This is a genomic window from Brachybacterium halotolerans subsp. kimchii (assembly GCF_020792675.1).
In the GTDB taxonomy this organism is placed as follows: Bacteria; Actinomycetota; Actinomycetes; order Actinomycetales; family Dermabacteraceae; genus Brachybacterium; species Brachybacterium halotolerans.
Genome location: NZ_CP086254.1, coordinates 488,433 through 505,186, shown reverse-complemented (window position 1 = coordinate 505,186; position 16,754 = coordinate 488,433). Strand labels below are relative to the sequence as shown.

Genomic DNA, 16,754 nt, shown 5'->3' with positions numbered 1-16,754 from the left:
AGGAAGGCACCATCGGATGAACAGCCGCAGCCTGCGAGGAACCCGCCTCGGATCCTTCAGCATGGAGACCGACGAGAACGTCCTCGCCGCCCCGCGCCAGGACGCCGTCTACGACTGCCCCAATGGCCACACGATCATCCTCCCCTTCTCCGTCGAGGCCGACGTCCCGGCGATCTGGGAGTGCCGCTGCGGCAACACAGCCGTCCTGCGCGACCACGAGAAGCCCGAGGAGAAGCCGGGCAAGCCCCAGCGCACCCACTGGGACATGCTCCTCGAGCGCCGCAGCGAGGAGGACCTGCAGGTGCTCCTCGACCAGCGCCTCGATCTCCTGCACGCCGGCAAGCTGCACCAGCGCCGGAACCTCTGACCCACGGGCCTGCGCGCCCGGCGGCTGCGATCACCCAGCCGGCACCGCATGAGAAGGGCCCCGCGACCGTCATCGACGGCTGCGGGGCCCTTCTCCTGTGCGGTGCGGCGCTGCGGCGCCTCAGTCCTGGGTGATCAGCGGCGGTCCGTCCGGAGACTGGCCCGACGAGGAGCCGCCGGAGGGCTTCTGCGGCGTCACCACGATCTCGCCGTCGATCACCCCTCCCGAGCTGCGCCGGAAGAGGACGCGATGCGCGGCGTCCCCTCCCCCGGAGAGCCCCAGTCCCTCGACCGTGCGGCGCTGGACGGGCGTCAGCAGCAGGATGATCCCGACGATGTCCGTGAGGATGCCCGGGAAGAAGAAGCAGGCGGCGGCCAGCATCGTGAACGCCGGGCGGCTGAGGTGCTTCTGCACGTCCCCCGTGCCGCGCAGGGCCCGCCACAGGGAGCGCGCGCGGGAGAAGGACTGCTGGCCCGCCGCGATCAGGAGGGCGACGCCCACGATCCAGCCGACGACGATGATGAGCAGCGACCACCACAGCGAGGACCTCACGCCGATGAGGATCAGCAGCGCGATCTCCACGATGCCCAGCGCGAGCGCCGCGTAGGGCAGCAGCGGGGCGAGCCGAGAGCGCCGGCCCGACGGCGGACGGCCCTGCGATGCGCCGGTCGACGAGCCGGCGGACGAGGCCCCGCTGGACGAGCGGCCGCTGGACGAGGAACTGCTGGGAGACGAGAAGGTGGAGCTCATGGGATCACCTGCCGGACGGGAGCGAACTCTCACGTGATGCGTGGTGACCAGGGTATCGGAGCAGGGTGAGGAGCTGCTGGGAACGTCGCTGCGCTCCCCACCAGGTGACCCTCACGAGCGCCTCGCGCACGATCGCCGAGCTCATCTTGCTCGCGCCCTCGGTGCGCTCGTCGAAGTCGATCGGGACCTCGCGGACGACCGCACCGCGCGCGACGGAGCGCCGCGTCATGTCGACCTGGAAGCAGTAGCCCTGGGACGCCGGCCCGGCATCGACCAGGACCCGCGCGAGCGGGGCGCGATAGGCGCGGAAGCCCGCGGTGGCGTCGTGCACCCGCAGCCCCAGGGCGAGGCGCGTGTAGACGTTCGCGGCGCGCGAGAGCAGCAGGCGGCGCAGCGGCCAGTCGTGGACGCGTCCGCCCGGCACCCAGCGCGAGCCGATCGCGAGGTCCGCCCCGCCCTCGACCGCGTCGAGAAGGCGCGGGAGCTGCTCGGGACGGTGGGAGGCGTCGGCGTCCATCTCCACGAGCACCTCGGTGCCGCGCTCGAGCCCCCAGCGGAACCCCGCGAGGTAGGCGGGGCCGAGGCCCTCCTTGCCTGCGCGGTGGAGGACGTCGACCTGCGGATCGTCCTGCGCGAGGGACTCGGCGAGTTCGCCGGTGCCGTCCGGGGAGGCGTCGTCGACCACGAGCACGTGCGCGTCCGGGACGGCCGCGCGCAGGCGCGCGAGGGTCGAGGGGAGCGTCTCGCGCTCGTCGTAGGTCGGGATCACGACGAGGACGCGGGGGGTCATCGGGAGCCTCCGCCGCGGGCGGCGACGCGGTCTCGCCGACGGACCGCGGGGGCGACGGCCCGGCGTCCGCCGGCACCCGCGAACAGGAGCCCGGCGACCGCGAGGGCGGAGGGCACGATCTCGGGCCAGCGGCCGGCCGCGACGGCGGGCGTGATCCCGGTGCGCAGCGGCACCTCGCCGATCACCGATCCCTGCGTCCAGTGGTCCTGGTAGTCCAGGGTGCGGCCCTCGGGGGTGAAGATCGCGCTCTGGCCGACGGTCGAGACGTGCACGACGCTGCGGCCGCTGACGACCGCGAACACCTTCGCCTCGGCGACCTGCTGGATCGCCTCGTCGGAGTCGCCGAACAGGGCGTTGTTGGACTGCACGACGATCATCTGGGCGCCGTCGTCCACGACGTCGTCCACGAGGTTCTGGTAGGCGATCTCGAAGCAGATGAGCACGCCCACGCCGTGGCCGTCGACGTCGAAGACGCCCGGCTGCGTGCCCGCCTTCATGTCCGAGGAGACGAGGTCGACCTTGTCGCTCAGGGTGCGGAAGAACGAGCGGTAGGGGATGTACTCGCCGAAGGGCACCGGGTGGCGCTTGGCGTAGACGCCGGCGACGGTGCCGTCCGTGGTCCACAGCAGGGAGTTGTTGTACCGGCCGCCGTCGTCCGTGGGGGTCTGGGTGCCGACGATGATCGGCGCCTGGGCGTCCTGCGCGGCGGCGGTGATCGCCTGGCCGCGGGAGGCGTCCGCGCGCGGGTCCCAGCCGGTGGAGTCCTCGGGCCAGACCACGAGGTCCAGCTGCCCGCCGTCCTCGCGCACCTGCTGGACGGCGTCGGCCGTCGCCGTGAGCTGGTTCGGGAAGATCTCGGAGGGCATGGCGAGGCTCTCCGGGTCGATGGGCGGCACATTGCCCTGGACGCCCGCGACGGTCATCGAGCCGTCGTCCGACGGGGCGGGGTTCTTGGGCAGCGGGACCACCATGGTGCCGATGACGACGCCGACGACGGTCGCCATCGGCCACACCCCGCTGAGCCCTCGCACGCCGCGATGGCGCCGTCCCAGCAGGGCGAGCGCTCCCCCGCACAGGAACTGCCCGAGCAGGGCGACCACGAAGGACAGGCCCGCGGTGCCGATCCACGGGCCGAGGTTCAGCAGCGGCGAGTCGCTGAGGGCGAAGGCGACCGAGCCCCAGGACAGTCCGCCCCAGGGGAAGGTCGAGCGCAGGGTCTCGACGGCCACCCAGAGTGCGGCCAGCACGATCCCGGAGCCGAGGCCGATGCCGCGGCGCACGAGCACGGCGCGCGCGGCGAGCCCGTAGACGACGATGTACAGGGCCTCGAAGGCGCCGAGGGCGAGCCACGGGGCGGAGCCGGCGTAGGTCTTCGCCCAGATGGTGAGGGGGACGAAGAAGGCCAGGCCCCAGAGCAGGGAGGCCAGGGCCGCGACGTGCCAGCGCCGCGTGAGCACGCACGCGTTCAGGGCCGCGATCGCGAAGGGCAGCAGCATCCACAGGTCGTGGGGCGGGAAGGCGGCGAGGGCGCCGACGCCGCCGAGGACCCCCAGCACGAGCGCTGCGAGCACGGGCGTGGGCGCCACCTGGTCCCGCGGGGTGCGCGCTCCGCGCCGCACCGCCGGCTGGGCGCCGCGGGCCCCGCTCGTGGTCCGTGTCATCAGCCGAGGGCCCCCGGCACGTCGTGGACGATCTCCCCGCGCACGAGCGTGCGCAGCGCCCGCGGTGCGCCCGCGGTGAGGTCGGGGAGCATGGGGGTGCGCGAGCGGGGGTCGACGGACCAGGCGTTGGTGCGGATGTCCGAGGAATGGACGGTGAAGTCCCAGGGCTCCCACACCACGAGCGTCGCCTCGACGCCGAGGTTCAGAGCGCCGGGATGGGGCACGTCCAGCAGCCGCAGGCCGGCGCGCGTGGAGGCGAGGAACGCCGCCCGGTCGCTGATGCGCTGGGCGGGATCCCCGCCGTGGGCGGCGGCGCGCACCCAGCTCCACGGGTCCAGGGTGTCCTCGGCCCCGAGCGAGCCGAAGGCGAGCGGGACGCCCTGCGCGCTGAGGTCCTTGAGGGGCAGCGGCTCGGCGACGGGGCTCAGCACGCGCATGCCCTCGCGGATCCCCGCGCTCCCGGGGGCCGCTCCGGTGATGCCGCGGGAGGCCGCGGACGCGCGCCAGGCATCGTCGACGGCGGCGCCGTCGGCCGTGGGCAGGCAGTCGACGAATCCGGGCGTGAGCAGGCAGCCGGTCGCGTCGATGCGGCGCGCACCGGGGTGGAGTCCCTCGGCGGTCTCCGTCGGCCCGATCCAGGCCACCACTCCCCCGGAGACGAGGACGGCGGAGGCCTCCGGATCCTGCGTGGAGTAGACGACGACGCCGGTGAAGAGCACATCGTCCTGCGCGGAGGTCGACGGGGCATCGGTGCCGGGCGCGGTCATGACCGGGGTCCTCCTTGCGGACGTGGTGAGAGAGGGGTGCTCGCGGTGGTCATCGCTCCATCTCCTGGGCGACGAGTCCGCGGCGCACGCCGACTATGGCATCCCTGGCTGAGAGGGAGACGTGCGGCGAGTCGGTGAGCTGCTCGAGCAGATCCACCACCTGGCGGCAGTGGCGGACGAAGTCCCCCGGGGTGAGATCCGCGTCCTGGAGGGCGGCGGCGAGGTGCTCGCCGCTCGCCCAGCGGTGCATGATCGCGCTGATCGCGGGATCGGGCGCCGCCGTCGGGTCGACGCCGTGGCGCTCCTCGGCGGAGCGCAGGTCCTTCGCCACGCGCTCGGTCGCGGCCAGGGCCGCATCGAAGCGGGCGCCGGGAGGCAGCTCGGGCGCCTGCGGGGAGTCGCGCCGTGCCTCGTAGGTGCAGGCGGAGACCATCGCCGCGAGCTCCGCCGGGCGCAGGTCGTCCCAGGCGCCGCGCTCGAGGCACTCGGCGACCAGGAGGTCGCGGTCGGAGAACAGTCGGCGCAGGCGCAGACCGCGCTCCGTCGGCCGCAGGGCGCCGTCGGGATCCTCGGCGAGGTGCCCGAGCTCGGTGAGCAGGGCGATCAGGCGATCGAACTGGCGGGCCAGCGACGAGGTGCGGCCCTCGATGCGCCGCTGCACGGAGGCGAGGTCCTTCTCGGCGCGGCCGAGGCGCTGCAGCCACCGCTCGTGGGCCTCGAGCTCGGGGCAGGTGTGGCAGGGATGGGCGCGCATCCGCTCGCGCAGCTCGATGAGCTCGGGATCCTCGGCGGCGGTCGACGGGGTGCGCCCGGCGAGACGACGGACCTCTGCGCGCGCGTCCTGATCGTGCCCGGCCAGGCGCTCGCGCAGGGCGGCGGCGGTGTCCTTGCGGACCTTCGCCGCGCCCATGCGGTCGGGCCGCGGCAGGCGCAGGGTGTCGATCACGGCAGGAGGGCTGGGCACGTCCCCGGGACGGAGGCTGCGGGCGCGGCCCTCCGTCGTGAGCACCTCGACCTGCGGACCGCCCAGGACCTCGCGGTCCACGTCGAGCACGACCGCGTACCCCTGTCGCCGGCCGCCCGGGAGGGCGATCACCTCTCCGCGGCGCAGCGCGCGCAGCGCCTTCAGGGTGCGATCGCGGTCGCCCGCGGAGCGGCGCTGGGACAGGGTCTTCTCGCGCTCGGTGATGCGGCGCCGGATCTCCGCGTACTCGTCCAGGTCGCCGCGCTCGCAGACCGCCGCCTCGCGGTAGGAGGAGACGGTGTCCTCGAGCTCGCGGGCGCGGCGGGCGAGGCCCACGACGCTGCGGTCGCTCTGGAACTGGGCGAAGCTCATCTCGAGGGTCTCGCGGGCCTGCTCGAGATCGAAGCGGCTCAGCAGGTTCACGGCCATGTTCGCCGTCGGGTGGAAGGCCGAGCGCAGCGGGAAGGTGCGCCGGGAGGCGAGGGAGGCCACCGCGGAGGCGTCGAACCCGGGGCCGGCGACGACGATCGCGTGGCCCTCGACGTCGATGCCGCGGCGACCCGCCCGCCCGGTGAGCTGCGTGAACTCACCCGGCGTGAGATCGGCGTGCTCGACGCCGTTGAACTTCGTGAGCTTGTCCAGGACGACGGAGCGCGCGGGCATGTTGATGCCGAGCGCGAGGGTCTCGGTGGCGAAGACGACCTTGATCAGGGCCTCCTCGAAGAGGTCCTCGACGCACGCCTTGAGCAGCGGGAGCATGCCGGCGTGGTGGGCGGCGAAGCCGTTCTCGGCGGCGCGGCGGAACTGGGCCAGGTGCAGGACCTGCTCGTCCTCGGCACCGATCACGGACAGGCGCTCGTCGAGGAACGCGCGGATGCGCGCCCGCTCGGTGTCGGTGGTCAGGCGCACGCGCGACTGGTCGAGTCGGCGCACGGAGGCGTCGCAGCCGGCGCGCGAGAAGATGAAGAAGATCGCCGGCAGCAGGCCCTCGTCGTCCAGGATCGCGATGATCTCCGACTGCCGGGGCGGCCGCGGCAGGTGCGGGGCGTGGCCTGTCTCGCCGCGGCTGCTGCCGCGGTGCCTGTCCCCGCCATGACGGCCGTCCCCGCCGTGCCGCCCGTCGCCGCTGTGCCGGTCGTGGCCGCGCGGGCGGTGGCGTCCGCGGGTGCCGCGGCGGTCGCTGCGCCCGCGGCCTCCGTGGCCCCTGCCGCCGCGTGCTCCCTGGCCGCCGGCGCCGCCGCGCGCTCCCCCACGCCGACCGTCGATCGGGGCCGAGAGCGAGGAGACCTGCTCGAGGTCGGGGTTGATCTCGCTGCGGCCGCGTGCTCCCGGGCCGTGGGAGACCACCCTCTCGCCGTCCTCGTCGACGAAGAGGTCCATGAGCTCGGTCCCCACGAGCACGTGCTGCCACAGCGGCACGGGGCGGGTCTCCGAGACGATGATCGCCGTGCTCCCGCGCACCTCCTGCAGCCAGGTCCCGAACTCCTCGGCGTTCGAGACGGTGGCCGAGAGGGCGACGAGCTGCACGGAGCGGTCGAGGTGGATGATGACCTCCTCCCAGACCGGTCCGCGCAGCCGGTCCGCGAGGTAATGGACCTCGTCCATCACGACGAAGCCGAGGCCGTCGAGCAGCGGTGAGCCCGCGTAGAGCATGTTGCGCAGCACCTCGGTGGTCATGACGACCACGTCGGCCTCGGGGTGCAGGCTCACGTCCCCGGTGAGCAGGCCGACCCTCTCGTGGCCGAGCCACGCGCGCAGCTCGTCGTGCTTCTGGTTCGACAGCGCCTTGATCGGCGTCGTGTAGAACACCTTGCGCCCCTGGGAGAGGGCGAGATGGATCGCGAACTCGCCGACGATGGTCTTGCCGGCGCCCGTGGGCGCCGCCACGAGGACGGACTCGCCGTGCTCGAGGGCCTCGCAGCCGTCGACCTGGAAGGGGTCGAGGGCGAAGTCGAAGCGCTCGCGGAAGACGGCGAGCTCGGTCCCCTGGCGCCGCTGCTCCGCGCGGAACCGGGCGTAGGCCTCCGAGGGCGAGGTCATCATTCCCTCCCGTCCGCGTGGGGGAGGTCGGCGAGGATGCGCACCGCCCCCGGGAGGACCCGGGCGCGCACGGGGAGCTGGCTGCGCGGCTCGCCGTCCGCGAAGGCGCGCAGGAGCATCGGCTCCCGCAGACCCAGCCGGATCTCGCGGACCTGCCGTACCGAGAAGACGGAGAGGTCCGTGTGGGTGCCGCGGAAGACCCGCGGGAAGAAGCGCACGAGCCCGCCGCGGCCGAGGCCGGAGACGATCGCGAGATCGAGCAGGCCGTCGTCGACGCGGGCGTCGGGCACCAGGCGCATCCCGCCGCCGAAGATCCCCGTGCTGCACAGGGTCACCAGGCTCGCGTCGATCTCCTCCCGGGGGCCTCCGTCGACCTCGATCCAGTACGGGTAGGGCCGGAACGAGGCCAGCTCGCGCATGACGGCGCCCGTGTAGCGCAGCCGGGGCGAGAGCCGCGAGGAGTTCGCGCGCGCGTTGACGAGCGCGTCGAAGCCGAGCGACACGTTGCCCACGGCGATCGACGGGGCGCCGGCCGGATGGCCGTCCTCGACGTCGGCCCGCAGCTCGATGGCGTCGATCGTCACCACGGGCCGCGAGAGCGCGTGCAGGAGGTTGCGCACGGACGCCTCGACGTCGGTCTCATCGAGACCCAGGGCGCGTGCGAAGTCGTTGCCGCTCCCCGCGGGGACGACGCCGAGGCGCACCGCCGTGTTCGCGACGATCTGGGCGCCGAGCGCGACCGTGCCGTCCCCGCCCACGACCACGAGCGCCGTGAGGGTCTCGCGGATCTCCATGGCGCGGGCGCGGGCGACGGCCGCGCTGGACGCGGTGAGCTCGACGACGGAGATGCCGGCGATCCGCAGGAGGTGGGCGACCTGGCGCCCCGTGCGCTGGGCGGCGCCGTGGGCGGCGGACGGATTCGTCAGCAATCCGATCCGCAGGCGGCTCACCGGTCGTCGTCCTCGTCGAGGGACGACGGCCCGTCGATCGCCTCGGGGGCGTCGTCGATGCTGCTCGCCTGCTCGTCGTCGAGCTCGGCGCCCTCGGCCTTCCGGCGGCGTCTGTCGTTCCAGAAGCTGACGGCGACAGCGGCGAAGTAGAGGGCCACCATCGGCAGGGTCATCCCGATCATCGTGAACGGATCGGGCGTGGGCACCATGACCGCCGTGAAGGCGAAGCACAGGAAGACCACCCAGCGCCAGGCCTTGAGCATGCTGCGGCCCGAGAGGATCCCGAGGAAGTTCAGGAGCACGAGCACCACGGGCAGGTCGAAGGCGACTCCGAAGGCCAGCATCGTCTTGATGAACAGCTTGAGGTAGTCGCCGAAGTTCAGGTTGGCGGTGACGGCCTCGCTGTTCGGGGCGAAGCTCAGGAGGATCGGGATCGCCTTGTCCATGATCCAGTAGCCGGCCACGCAGCCGATGAAGAACAGCGGGATCGCGGAGCCGAAGAAGCCGATCGCGTAGCGGCGCTCCGTCTTGTGCAGACCCGGGACCAGGAACATCCAGATCTCGTAGATCACCACGGGAGCGGAGAGGATCAGGCCGATGTACGCCGAGATCTGGAGCTTCGTGCTCAGGAAGTCGCCGGCCTTCGTGTAGCTGATCCGCGCGTCGAGGTTCGGGTTCAGCACCTTCGCCGCGTTGAACGGCCGCTGCAGGAACGAATACACGAAATCGAAGGCGAACCAGCCGACGACGGAGAGGAGCAGGATCGCGACCGCGCAGACCACCAGCCGGTTGCGCAGCTCGATGAGGTGCTCGTTGAGGGCCATGCGGCCCTCGGGATCGCGACGACGCCTCTTCTTCGTCGACGACTTCGACGAGCCGCGGCCCCGGCGAGCCTTCGCGGGCTCGGCGGCCTCGTCGGAGGTCTGGTTCTGCGCCACGGGCGATTCGTCCTTCCGGCATCGAGGGTCCGGGCGCCTGGGACGCCCGGACCCGTCAGATCATGCGGGCTCGCGCACTGGGGACGGGAGCCGCGGGAGACAGCGAGGAGAGCAGGAGCTCAGTCGCGACGGTAATCGTCCTCGGGCCGGTCCTGCGCGCGCACGGTGTCGCGATCGCGCTCGTCGCGCGGATCGTAGGCACGGTCATCGCGGCCGGAGCGCTCGTCCCGCCCGTCGCGGGTGTCGCGAGCATCCCGCTCGTCCCGACGATCGCGGCTCGAGCGGTCGCGGCGGTCGCGGGGCTCCTCGTCCTGCTCCTCGTCGGACTCGTCCCCGCGCAGCTCGTCGACCTCGCTCTTGAAGATGCGCATCGACTTGCCCACGTTGCGGGCCAGGCTCGGGAGCTTGCCCGCACCGAAGAGGAGCAGCACCACCAGGACGAGGATGATGATGTGCCAGGGCTTGATCGCACCCATGGTCTTTCCTTTCGTCGGGGCCGCGGCGGGAGGCGGCCTCAGTATCGTCCCACAGCGGGACTGGATGGGAGTCCGTGGAGCGGGGACGCGCGGTCCGCGGCGACGCCGCCTGGGCGCTGCGCACGCTCGAGGAGTCAGCCTACCGACTGCCCCTCGGCGTGACGCTCAGCACCGCCCCAGGAAATGGTCACGATCTCATCTCTCACCTCGCGCGGCGAGAGCACCTCGGCGGCGCCGGCCGCCTCGATGACCGCGTCCGCGAGGGCCGCCCGGACGGGCCGGGTCAGGCGCGCGAGGACGCCCTCCCCCTCGAGATCGCGGATCTCCTGGGCCTCGAAGGCCTCCGCGATCCAGAGGCCGCCGGCCCCCAGGCGCAGCCAGACGTCCCCCTCGACCCGACCGGCGCCACCGACGGGAGCTGCAGGATCGGTGCGGGCGGCGGACGGAGCGCCGTCCGCGTGGGTGCCCCCTGAGCCGGGCCGGGTGAGGGACGCGTCCGCATCGAGGATCTCGACGATGCGATCGATGCGGAAGCGGCGCTCCTCCCCCGCGAGCTCGCAGTCCGCGCGCACATAGCTGCGCGCGCCGATGGTGAGCAGCTCGAGCGGATGGATGCGGCGCACGGTCGTGCCGGGTGCGGCGGGCGGCGAATAGCGGATCACCAGAGCGGACTGGGCGCCGATCGCGTCCTGCACGGCGTCGAGGACGGCGGTGCGCCGGGCCGATCCGGGTCCGGCCGGGTCGCCCAGCGGCGCGGGGGCATCGGGCTGCGGGAAGGCGCCCGCCGCGGCGGGATCGGCGACGGCGCCGTCGGCCTGCCCGCTCTCCTCCCCCAGATGGGCGGAGAGCTTGCGGCGTGCGGACTCGACGAGGGCCGCCTCACGGCCCGCCGCAGGATCCAGGGTGGCCAGTCCCGCGAGCAGGGCGGTGGTCTCGGGCGCGCTGAGCCGCAGGGGCCGACGCAGCGCGTCGGCGTTGCGCACGCGCACGAGCCCCGAGTCCCACTCGGCCTCGATGAGGTCCTCCCAACCGGTGCCGAGGTCACCGCACACGAACAGCACCTGCAGGTCCTCGATGATCTGCTCGGTGGAGACGGCGAACTCCCGGGCGACCTGCTCGAGCTCGACCTCACCGCGGCTGAGCACATAGGAGGCCTCCCCGATGAGGCGCGAGAGATGGTCGGTGCCGCTGGGGCTCACGCGGATGCGCGGCTCGCGGCGCACGCTCGCGCGCTCGAGGACGTCGAGGTCGGGTGCGGCCTCATGGTCGCGGGCGATCTGCGCGAAGATCCCCGCGAGCTCGCGGCGCCAGGGCTCGGGGGCGCGCAGGGCGATCCAGCGGGACTCGGCGAGGACCAGCCGCCGCACCTGGGTGCGGGCGGCCTCGGGCAGGACGAGCTCGGGGGCATCGAGCGGGGCGTCGAGGCGGTCGCGCAGCGCGAGGGCCTTGAACGGCTCGACGGCGAGGCGGGCCTCGGCCTGCTCGCTCGCGGAGTCCGAGCGGTGCAGGGCCTCCTCGATCGAGGTGTGCGCGGGGCGCTCCGCCTGCGCCCGGCCCTTCAGGCGCGGATAGGTCTCGATGCGCGAAGCGCGGAAAAGCCGCGGCGCGTCGCGGTCGGCGTCGTGCCCCCACAGGTACCAGCGGCCCTCGTGGACGGCGACGACCCACGGCTCGACGGTGCGCTCGGCGAGGCGGCCGTCGGCCGTGCGGTAGGAGAAGGTGACCCGTCGACGCTGGGTGACGGCCTCGAGCAGCGGGGTGAGCACGGGAAGGGACTCGAGGGCGCCGCGGGGCGTGCGCCGCAGCAGGTCGGGGTCGGCCTCGATGCCCAGGCTCAGCAGCTTCGCGCGCACCCGGCGCGCCGCTCCCCCGGCGGCGGCGTCGTCCCAGGCGCGGCTCGCGGCGAGCAGCACCGTGTACTCCTCCGGAGTCACGTCCAGCGCGCCGCCCTCGCCGCCCGCGATCCGGTAGAGCACGCGCGACTCGTCCCAGGGGTCGCGTTCCGAGACCAGCGGCAGGCCGAGATCGAGGATCGCGGCCTTGTCGCGCTCGAACATCTTCTCCGCCGCGTCGACGCTCTCGGCGTTCGCGTAGTCGGGGATGACGTCGAAGAGCTGGGCGCGGTCGATCCGGGACCGCGACCCGATGGTCATGATGACGTTGAGCAGTCGTTCCACACCTCGAGCAGCCACCGCACCACCGTATCCGCACACTCGCTACGCTGGCCGCATGCTGCAGTGGGAGCGAGGGCGTGTCCTCGAGGTGAGCGCGCCCTGGCGGGGCGTCCAGGTGCTCCGGGTCGCCCGGAGCCAGTCGCCGACATCGGCGGGGGCCGACGGGGCCGCGCCCGCTGCGGAGGATGCTGTGCCGGCGCTGTCCTATCCCGAGCTCGTGGGGGAGATCGTCCCGGGCGAGGTGGTGCTGCTGAACGCCAATGCGCTGCGGCGCGGGCTCGGCACCGGCGGACAGGCGCTCGTGGTCGCCCGCACCGGCGAGCTCCCGCAGACAGAGCAGCCGACGGGCCATATGGTCAAGGCCCGCTACACCCCGATGCAGACCCTCGTCGATGCGCTCGACGACCCCGGATCCCCGCATCGCGCCGCCCTCGAGGGGGCCGACGACCTCGGCGGCATGCCCGTGGTGCTCGCGGACCTCCACTCCGCTCTTCCCGCCGTCGTCGCCGGCGTGCGCGCCGAGGCGCCGCAGGCCCGGATCGCCTATGTGATGAGCGACGGCGCGGCGCTGCCCGCCGCCTACTCGCGCACGATCGCGCGTCTGCGCGAGACCGGGGAGCTCGTCACCTGCATCAGTGCGGGCCAGGCCTTCGGCGGGGACCTCGAGGCCGTCACCGTGCACACCGCCCTGCTCGGCGCGAAGGCCGTGTGCGGAGCCGACGTGGTGGTGCTCGCGCAGGGTCCGGGGAACCTCGGGACCGGCACCGCCTGGGGCTTCTCCGGGATCCAGGCCGCCGAGGGTCTCCATGCGACCGCGGTGCTCGGCGGCCGGCCCATCGCCGCGCTGCGGGTCTCGGGGGCCGACGCCCGCGCGCGCCACTACGGCGTCTCCCATCACAGCCTCACGCTGCTGGGCCGTGCGGCGCTGGCCGCGGCCGACGTGCCGGTGCTCGAGCCCGCCGGGCTCAGCAGCCGCGGCGGCCATGGCGATGGTCCCGGCGACGGAATCGTCGACGGCGTCCACGACCACGACCCAGACCATGCCGACAGCACCTTTACACGATATGTCACAGAACAGGTGAAAACAGCTGTGGTTGAACCCGCGGCTGCACGAGGGGTCGAGCACCGGATCGTGGACGTCGCGAGCGCCGGTCTGCGGGAGGCCCTCGAGGCCTGCCCCGTCGGCCTGCGGACGATGGGACGCGGCCTCGAGGAGGATCCCTGGCCGTTCCTCTACGCGGCGGCGGCCGGTCGCCGCGCGGCGCAGCTCGCGCAGAGCTGAGCCCCAGCGCGGCAGGTGCGGATCAGGCCGCCGCGTATGCGCCGGGCCGCGATCGGACCGTCGCGGGTCGGACTTTCACGTGTCGGACCGGCCCGTATCGGACCGTCGCGGGTCAGTCCGTCGTGGAGCCCGGAGTGCCCGAGCGCTCGGCGATCATGCCGGCCAGACGGCGCGCCGCCGTCATGCCCCTCTCGCCGTCGGTGCGCTGCACGGCCATCACCGAGAGGGTGTCGCCGTCTGCCAGATCGAGCTTCGCCCAGGGGTCCCCGGGAGGGAAGACCACGCCGATGATCTCCGCCCACTCGAGCTCGCGGGTGGCCATGAGGTTCCGGACCACGAGGCGATCGGCGTGCGCGGTCGCGCGCACGGAGCCCTCCCGGTGGCAGAACCACAGCACGGCCAGGCCGAAGGCGAGGAAGCCCACGGTGTCCGCGAAGCCGAAGTGGGTGAGCAGGGAGAGGGCGATCGCGGCGAGCATCACCACGGAGCCGATCACGTAGGCGACGACGCGCGTCACCCGCGGCCGCAGGACCACCGTGCCGCCGGGCCCGTCGGGCGCGCTGATGCTCATGCGCTCACATCCGGCAGGCCTGGATCGCGGTGACGAGGATCGCGCGAGCGCCCGCCTCGTACAGCGCGTCCATGACCTGGTTGGTCTCGGAGACCGCGACCATCGAGCGCACGGCGGACCATCCGCTGCGGTGCAGCTCGGACACCGTGGGCGCCTCGAAGCCCGGGGTGACCGCGACCGCGCCCTCGAGCTTCTCGGTGGGGATGTCGTAGTCGATGAGCACGTACTCCCGCGCGACGAGGACGCCGCGGACCCGGCGCACGAGCACCTCGAGGGTGTGCGCGGCGTCGTCGTCCAGGGTGAGCTCGGGCCGGGAGAAGAGCACGGCCTGGCTGGTCATGATGGGGTCGCCGAAGACGGAGAGCCCGGCCTGGCGCAGGGTGGTGCCGGTCTCGACCACGTCCGCGATGACGTCTGCGACGCCCAGGCGGATCGAGCTCTCCACGGCGCCGTCGAGGTGGACGACCGTGGCCTCCACGCCGTGCTCGGCGAGGTGGTCCTCGACGAGGTTCTCGTACGAGGTCGCGATGCGAGCGCCCGCGAGTCCCCCGAGGTCGCGCTCCTCGCCCGCCTGCGCGGCGAAGCGGAAGGTGGAGTGCGCGAAGCCCAGGGGCAGGATGACCTCGGCCGCGGTGCGGGAGTCGGCGAGCATGTCCTGCCCGGTGATGCCGACGTCCACCGTCCCCGATCCGACGTACACCGCGATGTCGCGGGGGCGCAGGAAGAACAGCTCGACGTTGTTGGGCTCGTCGACCAGGACGAGCTCCTTGGCGGTGCCGCGACGGCGGTAGCCCGCCTCGGAGAGCAGGGCGGCGGCGGGTTCGGACAGGGCGCCCTTGTTGGGCACGGCGATGCGGAGCACGGGATTCCCTTCGGCGGAGGGGCGGCGGGAGGACGGGACGGTCTGCGGGACGGATCTGCGGGGGCAGACCCTCACAGATGTCGGTAGACGTCCTCGAGCGTGATGTCCTTGGCGATCATCATCACCTGGAGGTGGTAGAGGAGCTGGGAGATCTCCTCGGCGGCGGCCTCGTGCGACTCGTGCTCGCAGGCCATCCAGACCTCGGCGGCCTCCTCGACGATCTTCTTGCCGATGGCATGCACGCCGGCGTCCAGCTCGGCGACCGTGCCGGACCCCTCGGGGCGATCGGCGGCCTTCTGGGTCAGCTCGGCGTGCAGCGACTCGAAATCCTTCACGGCACCAGGGTATCGGTCGATAGCGGTGCCAGGGCGCGCCATCTCAGCGGGGGCGGCGGGGTGCGGCCTCGGGTGCGCGGTCACGGACGGGGACGTCGGCCGACGGTCGGATCCAGGTGCGCGGTCTCGACGGTCACGGCGCGGTCCTCCCGGGTCCGCACCCGCCACCAGACGAAGAACCCGGTGAGCGTGAACAGTCCGTAGAAGACGTACATGAGCCCGCTCGCGTAGTAGCCGGCGGAGAACAGCAGGGGCACGCCCACGACGTCGACCGCGACCCAGATCAGCCAGAACTCGACCCAGCCCTTGGCCATGCCGAAGGTCGCCAGGAGACTGCCCATGAAGATCCAGGCGTCGGCCCAGACGGGCTCGTAGGACCCGAGCGCGCGGAACAGCGGGGTGAGGGCGGCGGTGCCGCCGACGAGGACCACGACGAGCAGGGCGCGGGTGCCCCATCCGGCCCAGCGGGGCTCGACGGCGGTGCCCCCGCCGGTGCGCGCGGAGTGCCAGCGCCACCAGCCGTAGATGCTGGTGACGATGAACATCACCTGTCTGCCGGCCTGGCCCAGGAGGTCGACGGGGTTCGGGGTGCCGAACACGGTGCCGAGGAACACGGTGAGCAGCAGCAGGTTGCCGATGATGCCGATGGGCCACGCCCAGACCTTGCGGCGCATGCCGCCGAGGGCGCTGAGGAGGCCGAACACGTTGCCCACGACCTCGCGCCAGAGCAGGAACTGCCCTCCGGCGAATTCGATCTTCGCGTTGAAGAGCCACTCGATGACTCCCATGACCACTGCCTTCCGCTCGGGGCGACGAGCGCGGGGGGCGGAGTCCGGCAGGCGGGCGCGCACCCGGATGCGCCGGGCCGCGGCATGCAGGACGTGCGCCTCTCATCCAGGCTGTGACTGTCGGTGCCGGAGTTCCACCGGCTCCACCGTCCTGCGCGGGCAGGACGGGTCGCGGACTATGACCGCCGGCTCGGATTTCCACCGACCCCGGAGCACGTCACCGTGGTGACGAGGAGACTCTAGCCCGTTCGCAGGTCACGACGGGTTCCGGTGTGGCCCGGAGGACATCCGCGTTCATGCGTCGGCGTCGGATCTCCGGGTGCGCAGCGGCGTGCGGAGCTCAGTGGGTGTGGCCGCTCGCCAGCGTGCGCAGCGCGTCAATCTCGGCGGCCGCGTCCTGGGCGCGGTAGATGGCGGAGCCGGCGACGAAGACGTTGACCCCTGCCTCCGCGCAGCGCTCGATCGTCTCGCGGTTCACTCCCCCGTCGACCTGGATCGAGACCTCCAGGTGCGCGTCGCTGATCGCCTTCCGGGCACGGCGGATCTTCGCGAGCATGGTCTCCAGGAAGCTCTGGCCGCCGAAGCCGGGCTCGACGGTCATCAGCAGGAGCATGTCGAACTCGCCGATGATGTCCAGCAGCGGCTCGACGGGCGTGGCCGGGCGCAGGGCGACCCCGGCGCGGGCGTTCTTCGCCCGCAGCTCGCGGGCCAGGCGGATGGGGGCGCTCGCGGCCTCGAGGTGGAAGGTCACCGAATCGGCTCCGGCCTCGGCGTAGGCGGGGGCTTCACGGTCGGCGTCCTCGATCATGAGGTGGGCGTCCACCGGGATCGGACCGTGGCGGACGATCTGGGAGACCATGTCCACGCCGAAGGTGATGTTCGGGACGAAGTGGCCGTCCATGATGTCGACGTGCACGCTGTCGGCGCTCGCGATGCGGTCGAGCTCCTCGCCGATGCGCATGAAGTCGGCGTTGAGGATGCTGGGGTGGATGAAGGCGGAATCGGTCGAGTAGGTCACGGGTGCGTCCTCTCCTCGGGG

General features: G+C 72.9%; 16 protein-coding genes and 1 riboswitch. Of the genes, 2 read left to right on the top strand and 14 right to left on the bottom strand.

The window, feature by feature from the left end:
* Positions 1-16: 16 nt before the first annotated feature.
* Entirely contained in the window at positions 17-367 is a 351-nt protein-coding gene (locus tag Bra3105_RS02325; protein WP_228358444.1) for an RNA polymerase-binding protein RbpA, read from the top strand.
* A gap of 120 nt (positions 368-487) precedes the next feature.
* Here the strand turns inward: Bra3105_RS02325 and Bra3105_RS02320 are convergent, their stop codons facing one another.
* From Bra3105_RS02320 to Bra3105_RS02280, 9 genes are all read right to left on the bottom strand, one after another.
* Positions 488-1,117: an FxsA family protein gene (locus Bra3105_RS02320; protein WP_228358443.1), complete on the bottom strand. Its 630-nt coding sequence runs from the start codon at positions 1,115-1,117 to the stop codon at positions 488-490.
* 4 nt (positions 1,118-1,121) lie between these two features.
* Entirely contained in the window at positions 1,122-1,907 is a 786-nt protein-coding gene (locus Bra3105_RS02315; protein ID WP_228358442.1) for a polyprenol monophosphomannose synthase, read from the bottom strand.
* The gene (lnt, locus tag Bra3105_RS02310) at positions 1,904-3,568 is read right to left on the bottom strand and encodes an apolipoprotein N-acyltransferase (RefSeq protein WP_228358441.1); all 1,665 of its coding nucleotides are present in this window, start codon (positions 3,566-3,568) and stop codon (positions 1,904-1,906) included. The genes Bra3105_RS02315 and lnt overlap by 4 nt, the downstream gene beginning before the upstream one ends.
* Positions 3,568-4,335, bottom strand: a complete 768-nt coding sequence (locus Bra3105_RS02305) for an amidohydrolase family protein (RefSeq protein WP_228358440.1) — start codon at positions 4,333-4,335, stop codon at positions 3,568-3,570. Before Bra3105_RS02305 ends, lnt begins: the two co-directional genes overlap by 1 nt.
* Positions 4,336-4,384: 49 nt before the next feature.
* Entirely contained in the window at positions 4,385-7,339 is a 2,955-nt protein-coding gene (locus Bra3105_RS02300) for a DEAD/DEAH box helicase (protein WP_228358439.1), read from the bottom strand.
* Positions 7,339-8,289, bottom strand: a complete 951-nt coding sequence (locus tag Bra3105_RS02295; protein WP_228358438.1) for a diacylglycerol/lipid kinase family protein — start codon at positions 8,287-8,289, stop codon at positions 7,339-7,341. The genes Bra3105_RS02300 and Bra3105_RS02295 overlap by 1 nt, the downstream gene beginning before the upstream one ends.
* Complete coding sequence (gene tatC, locus Bra3105_RS02290; protein WP_228358437.1) at positions 8,286-9,227, bottom strand: twin-arginine translocase subunit TatC; 942 nt, start codon at positions 9,225-9,227, stop codon at positions 8,286-8,288. Before tatC ends, Bra3105_RS02295 begins: the two co-directional genes overlap by 4 nt.
* A gap of 119 nt (positions 9,228-9,346) precedes the next feature.
* On the bottom strand, positions 9,347-9,703 hold the full coding sequence (gene tatA, locus Bra3105_RS02285; protein ID WP_200500709.1) for a Sec-independent protein translocase subunit TatA: 357 nt from the start codon (positions 9,701-9,703) through the stop codon (positions 9,347-9,349).
* Between the two features lie 134 nt (positions 9,704-9,837).
* A complete protein-coding gene (locus Bra3105_RS02280; protein ID WP_228358436.1) occupies positions 9,838-11,895 on the bottom strand; it encodes a WYL domain-containing transcriptional regulator in 2,058 nt (685 codons plus the stop codon).
* 37 nt (positions 11,896-11,932) lie between these two features.
* Between Bra3105_RS02280 and Bra3105_RS02275 the strand changes: the two genes are divergently transcribed.
* Complete coding sequence (locus tag Bra3105_RS02275; RefSeq protein ID WP_228358435.1) at positions 11,933-13,159, top strand: DUF3866 family protein; 1,227 nt, start codon at positions 11,933-11,935, stop codon at positions 13,157-13,159.
* Between the two features lie 112 nt (positions 13,160-13,271).
* Here Bra3105_RS02275 and Bra3105_RS02270 read toward each other — a convergent pair whose 3' ends face one another.
* The 5 genes from Bra3105_RS02270 to rpe form a co-directional block, all read right to left on the bottom strand.
* Positions 13,272-13,730 carry a PH domain-containing protein gene (locus tag Bra3105_RS02270; protein WP_228358434.1) on the bottom strand — a complete coding sequence of 153 codons (459 nt, stop codon included), beginning with the start codon at positions 13,728-13,730 and terminating at the stop codon, positions 13,272-13,274.
* A 4-nt stretch (positions 13,731-13,734) separates the two neighbouring features.
* Positions 13,735-14,592 (bottom strand): ATP phosphoribosyltransferase, encoded by an 858-nt coding sequence (gene hisG / locus Bra3105_RS02265; RefSeq protein ID WP_200500712.1) that lies wholly within the window; start codon positions 14,590-14,592, stop codon positions 13,735-13,737.
* A 71-nt stretch (positions 14,593-14,663) separates the two neighbouring features.
* A complete protein-coding gene (locus Bra3105_RS02260) occupies positions 14,664-14,927 on the bottom strand; it encodes a phosphoribosyl-ATP diphosphatase (RefSeq protein ID WP_152352942.1) in 264 nt (87 codons plus the stop codon).
* Positions 14,928-15,007: 80 nt separating this feature from the next.
* On the bottom strand, positions 15,008-15,715 hold the full coding sequence (gene pnuC / locus Bra3105_RS02255; protein WP_228358433.1) for a nicotinamide riboside transporter PnuC: 708 nt from the start codon (positions 15,713-15,715) through the stop codon (positions 15,008-15,010).
* Between the two features lie 90 nt (positions 15,716-15,805).
* A riboswitch (FMN riboswitch) is annotated at positions 15,806-15,934 on the bottom strand.
* A 121-nt stretch (positions 15,935-16,055) separates the two neighbouring features.
* Positions 16,056-16,733 carry a ribulose-phosphate 3-epimerase gene (rpe, locus tag Bra3105_RS02250; protein ID WP_228358432.1) on the bottom strand — a complete coding sequence of 226 codons (678 nt, stop codon included), beginning with the start codon at positions 16,731-16,733 and terminating at the stop codon, positions 16,056-16,058.
* Between the last annotated feature and the right edge of the window lie 21 nt (positions 16,734-16,754).

Coding starts and splice junctions, on each gene's coding strand:
- Bra3105_RS02300 (WP_228358439.1), bottom strand. CDS start 7,339: ATGACCTCGCCCTCGGAGGCCTACGCCCGGTTCCGCGCGGAGCAGCGG.
- Bra3105_RS02275 (WP_228358435.1), top strand. CDS start 11,933: ATGCTGCAGTGGGAGCGAGGGCGTGTCCTCGAGGTGAGCGCGCCCTGG.
- Bra3105_RS02325 (WP_228358444.1), top strand. CDS start 17: ATGAACAGCCGCAGCCTGCGAGGAACCCGCCTCGGATCCTTCAGCATG.
- Bra3105_RS02320 (WP_228358443.1), bottom strand. CDS start 1,117: ATGAGCTCCACCTTCTCGTCTCCCAGCAGTTCCTCGTCCAGCGGCCGC.
- Bra3105_RS02305 (WP_228358440.1), bottom strand. CDS start 4,335: ATGACCGCGCCCGGCACCGATGCCCCGTCGACCTCCGCGCAGGACGAT.
- Bra3105_RS02270 (WP_228358434.1), bottom strand. CDS start 13,730: ATGAGCATCAGCGCGCCCGACGGGCCCGGCGGCACGGTGGTCCTGCGG.
- pnuC (WP_228358433.1), bottom strand. CDS start 15,715: ATGGGAGTCATCGAGTGGCTCTTCAACGCGAAGATCGAATTCGCCGGA.
- tatA (WP_200500709.1), bottom strand. CDS start 9,703: ATGGGTGCGATCAAGCCCTGGCACATCATCATCCTCGTCCTGGTGGTG.
- Bra3105_RS02315 (WP_228358442.1), bottom strand. CDS start 1,907: ATGACCCCCCGCGTCCTCGTCGTGATCCCGACCTACGACGAGCGCGAG.
- lnt (WP_228358441.1), bottom strand. CDS start 3,568: ATGACACGGACCACGAGCGGGGCCCGCGGCGCCCAGCCGGCGGTGCGG.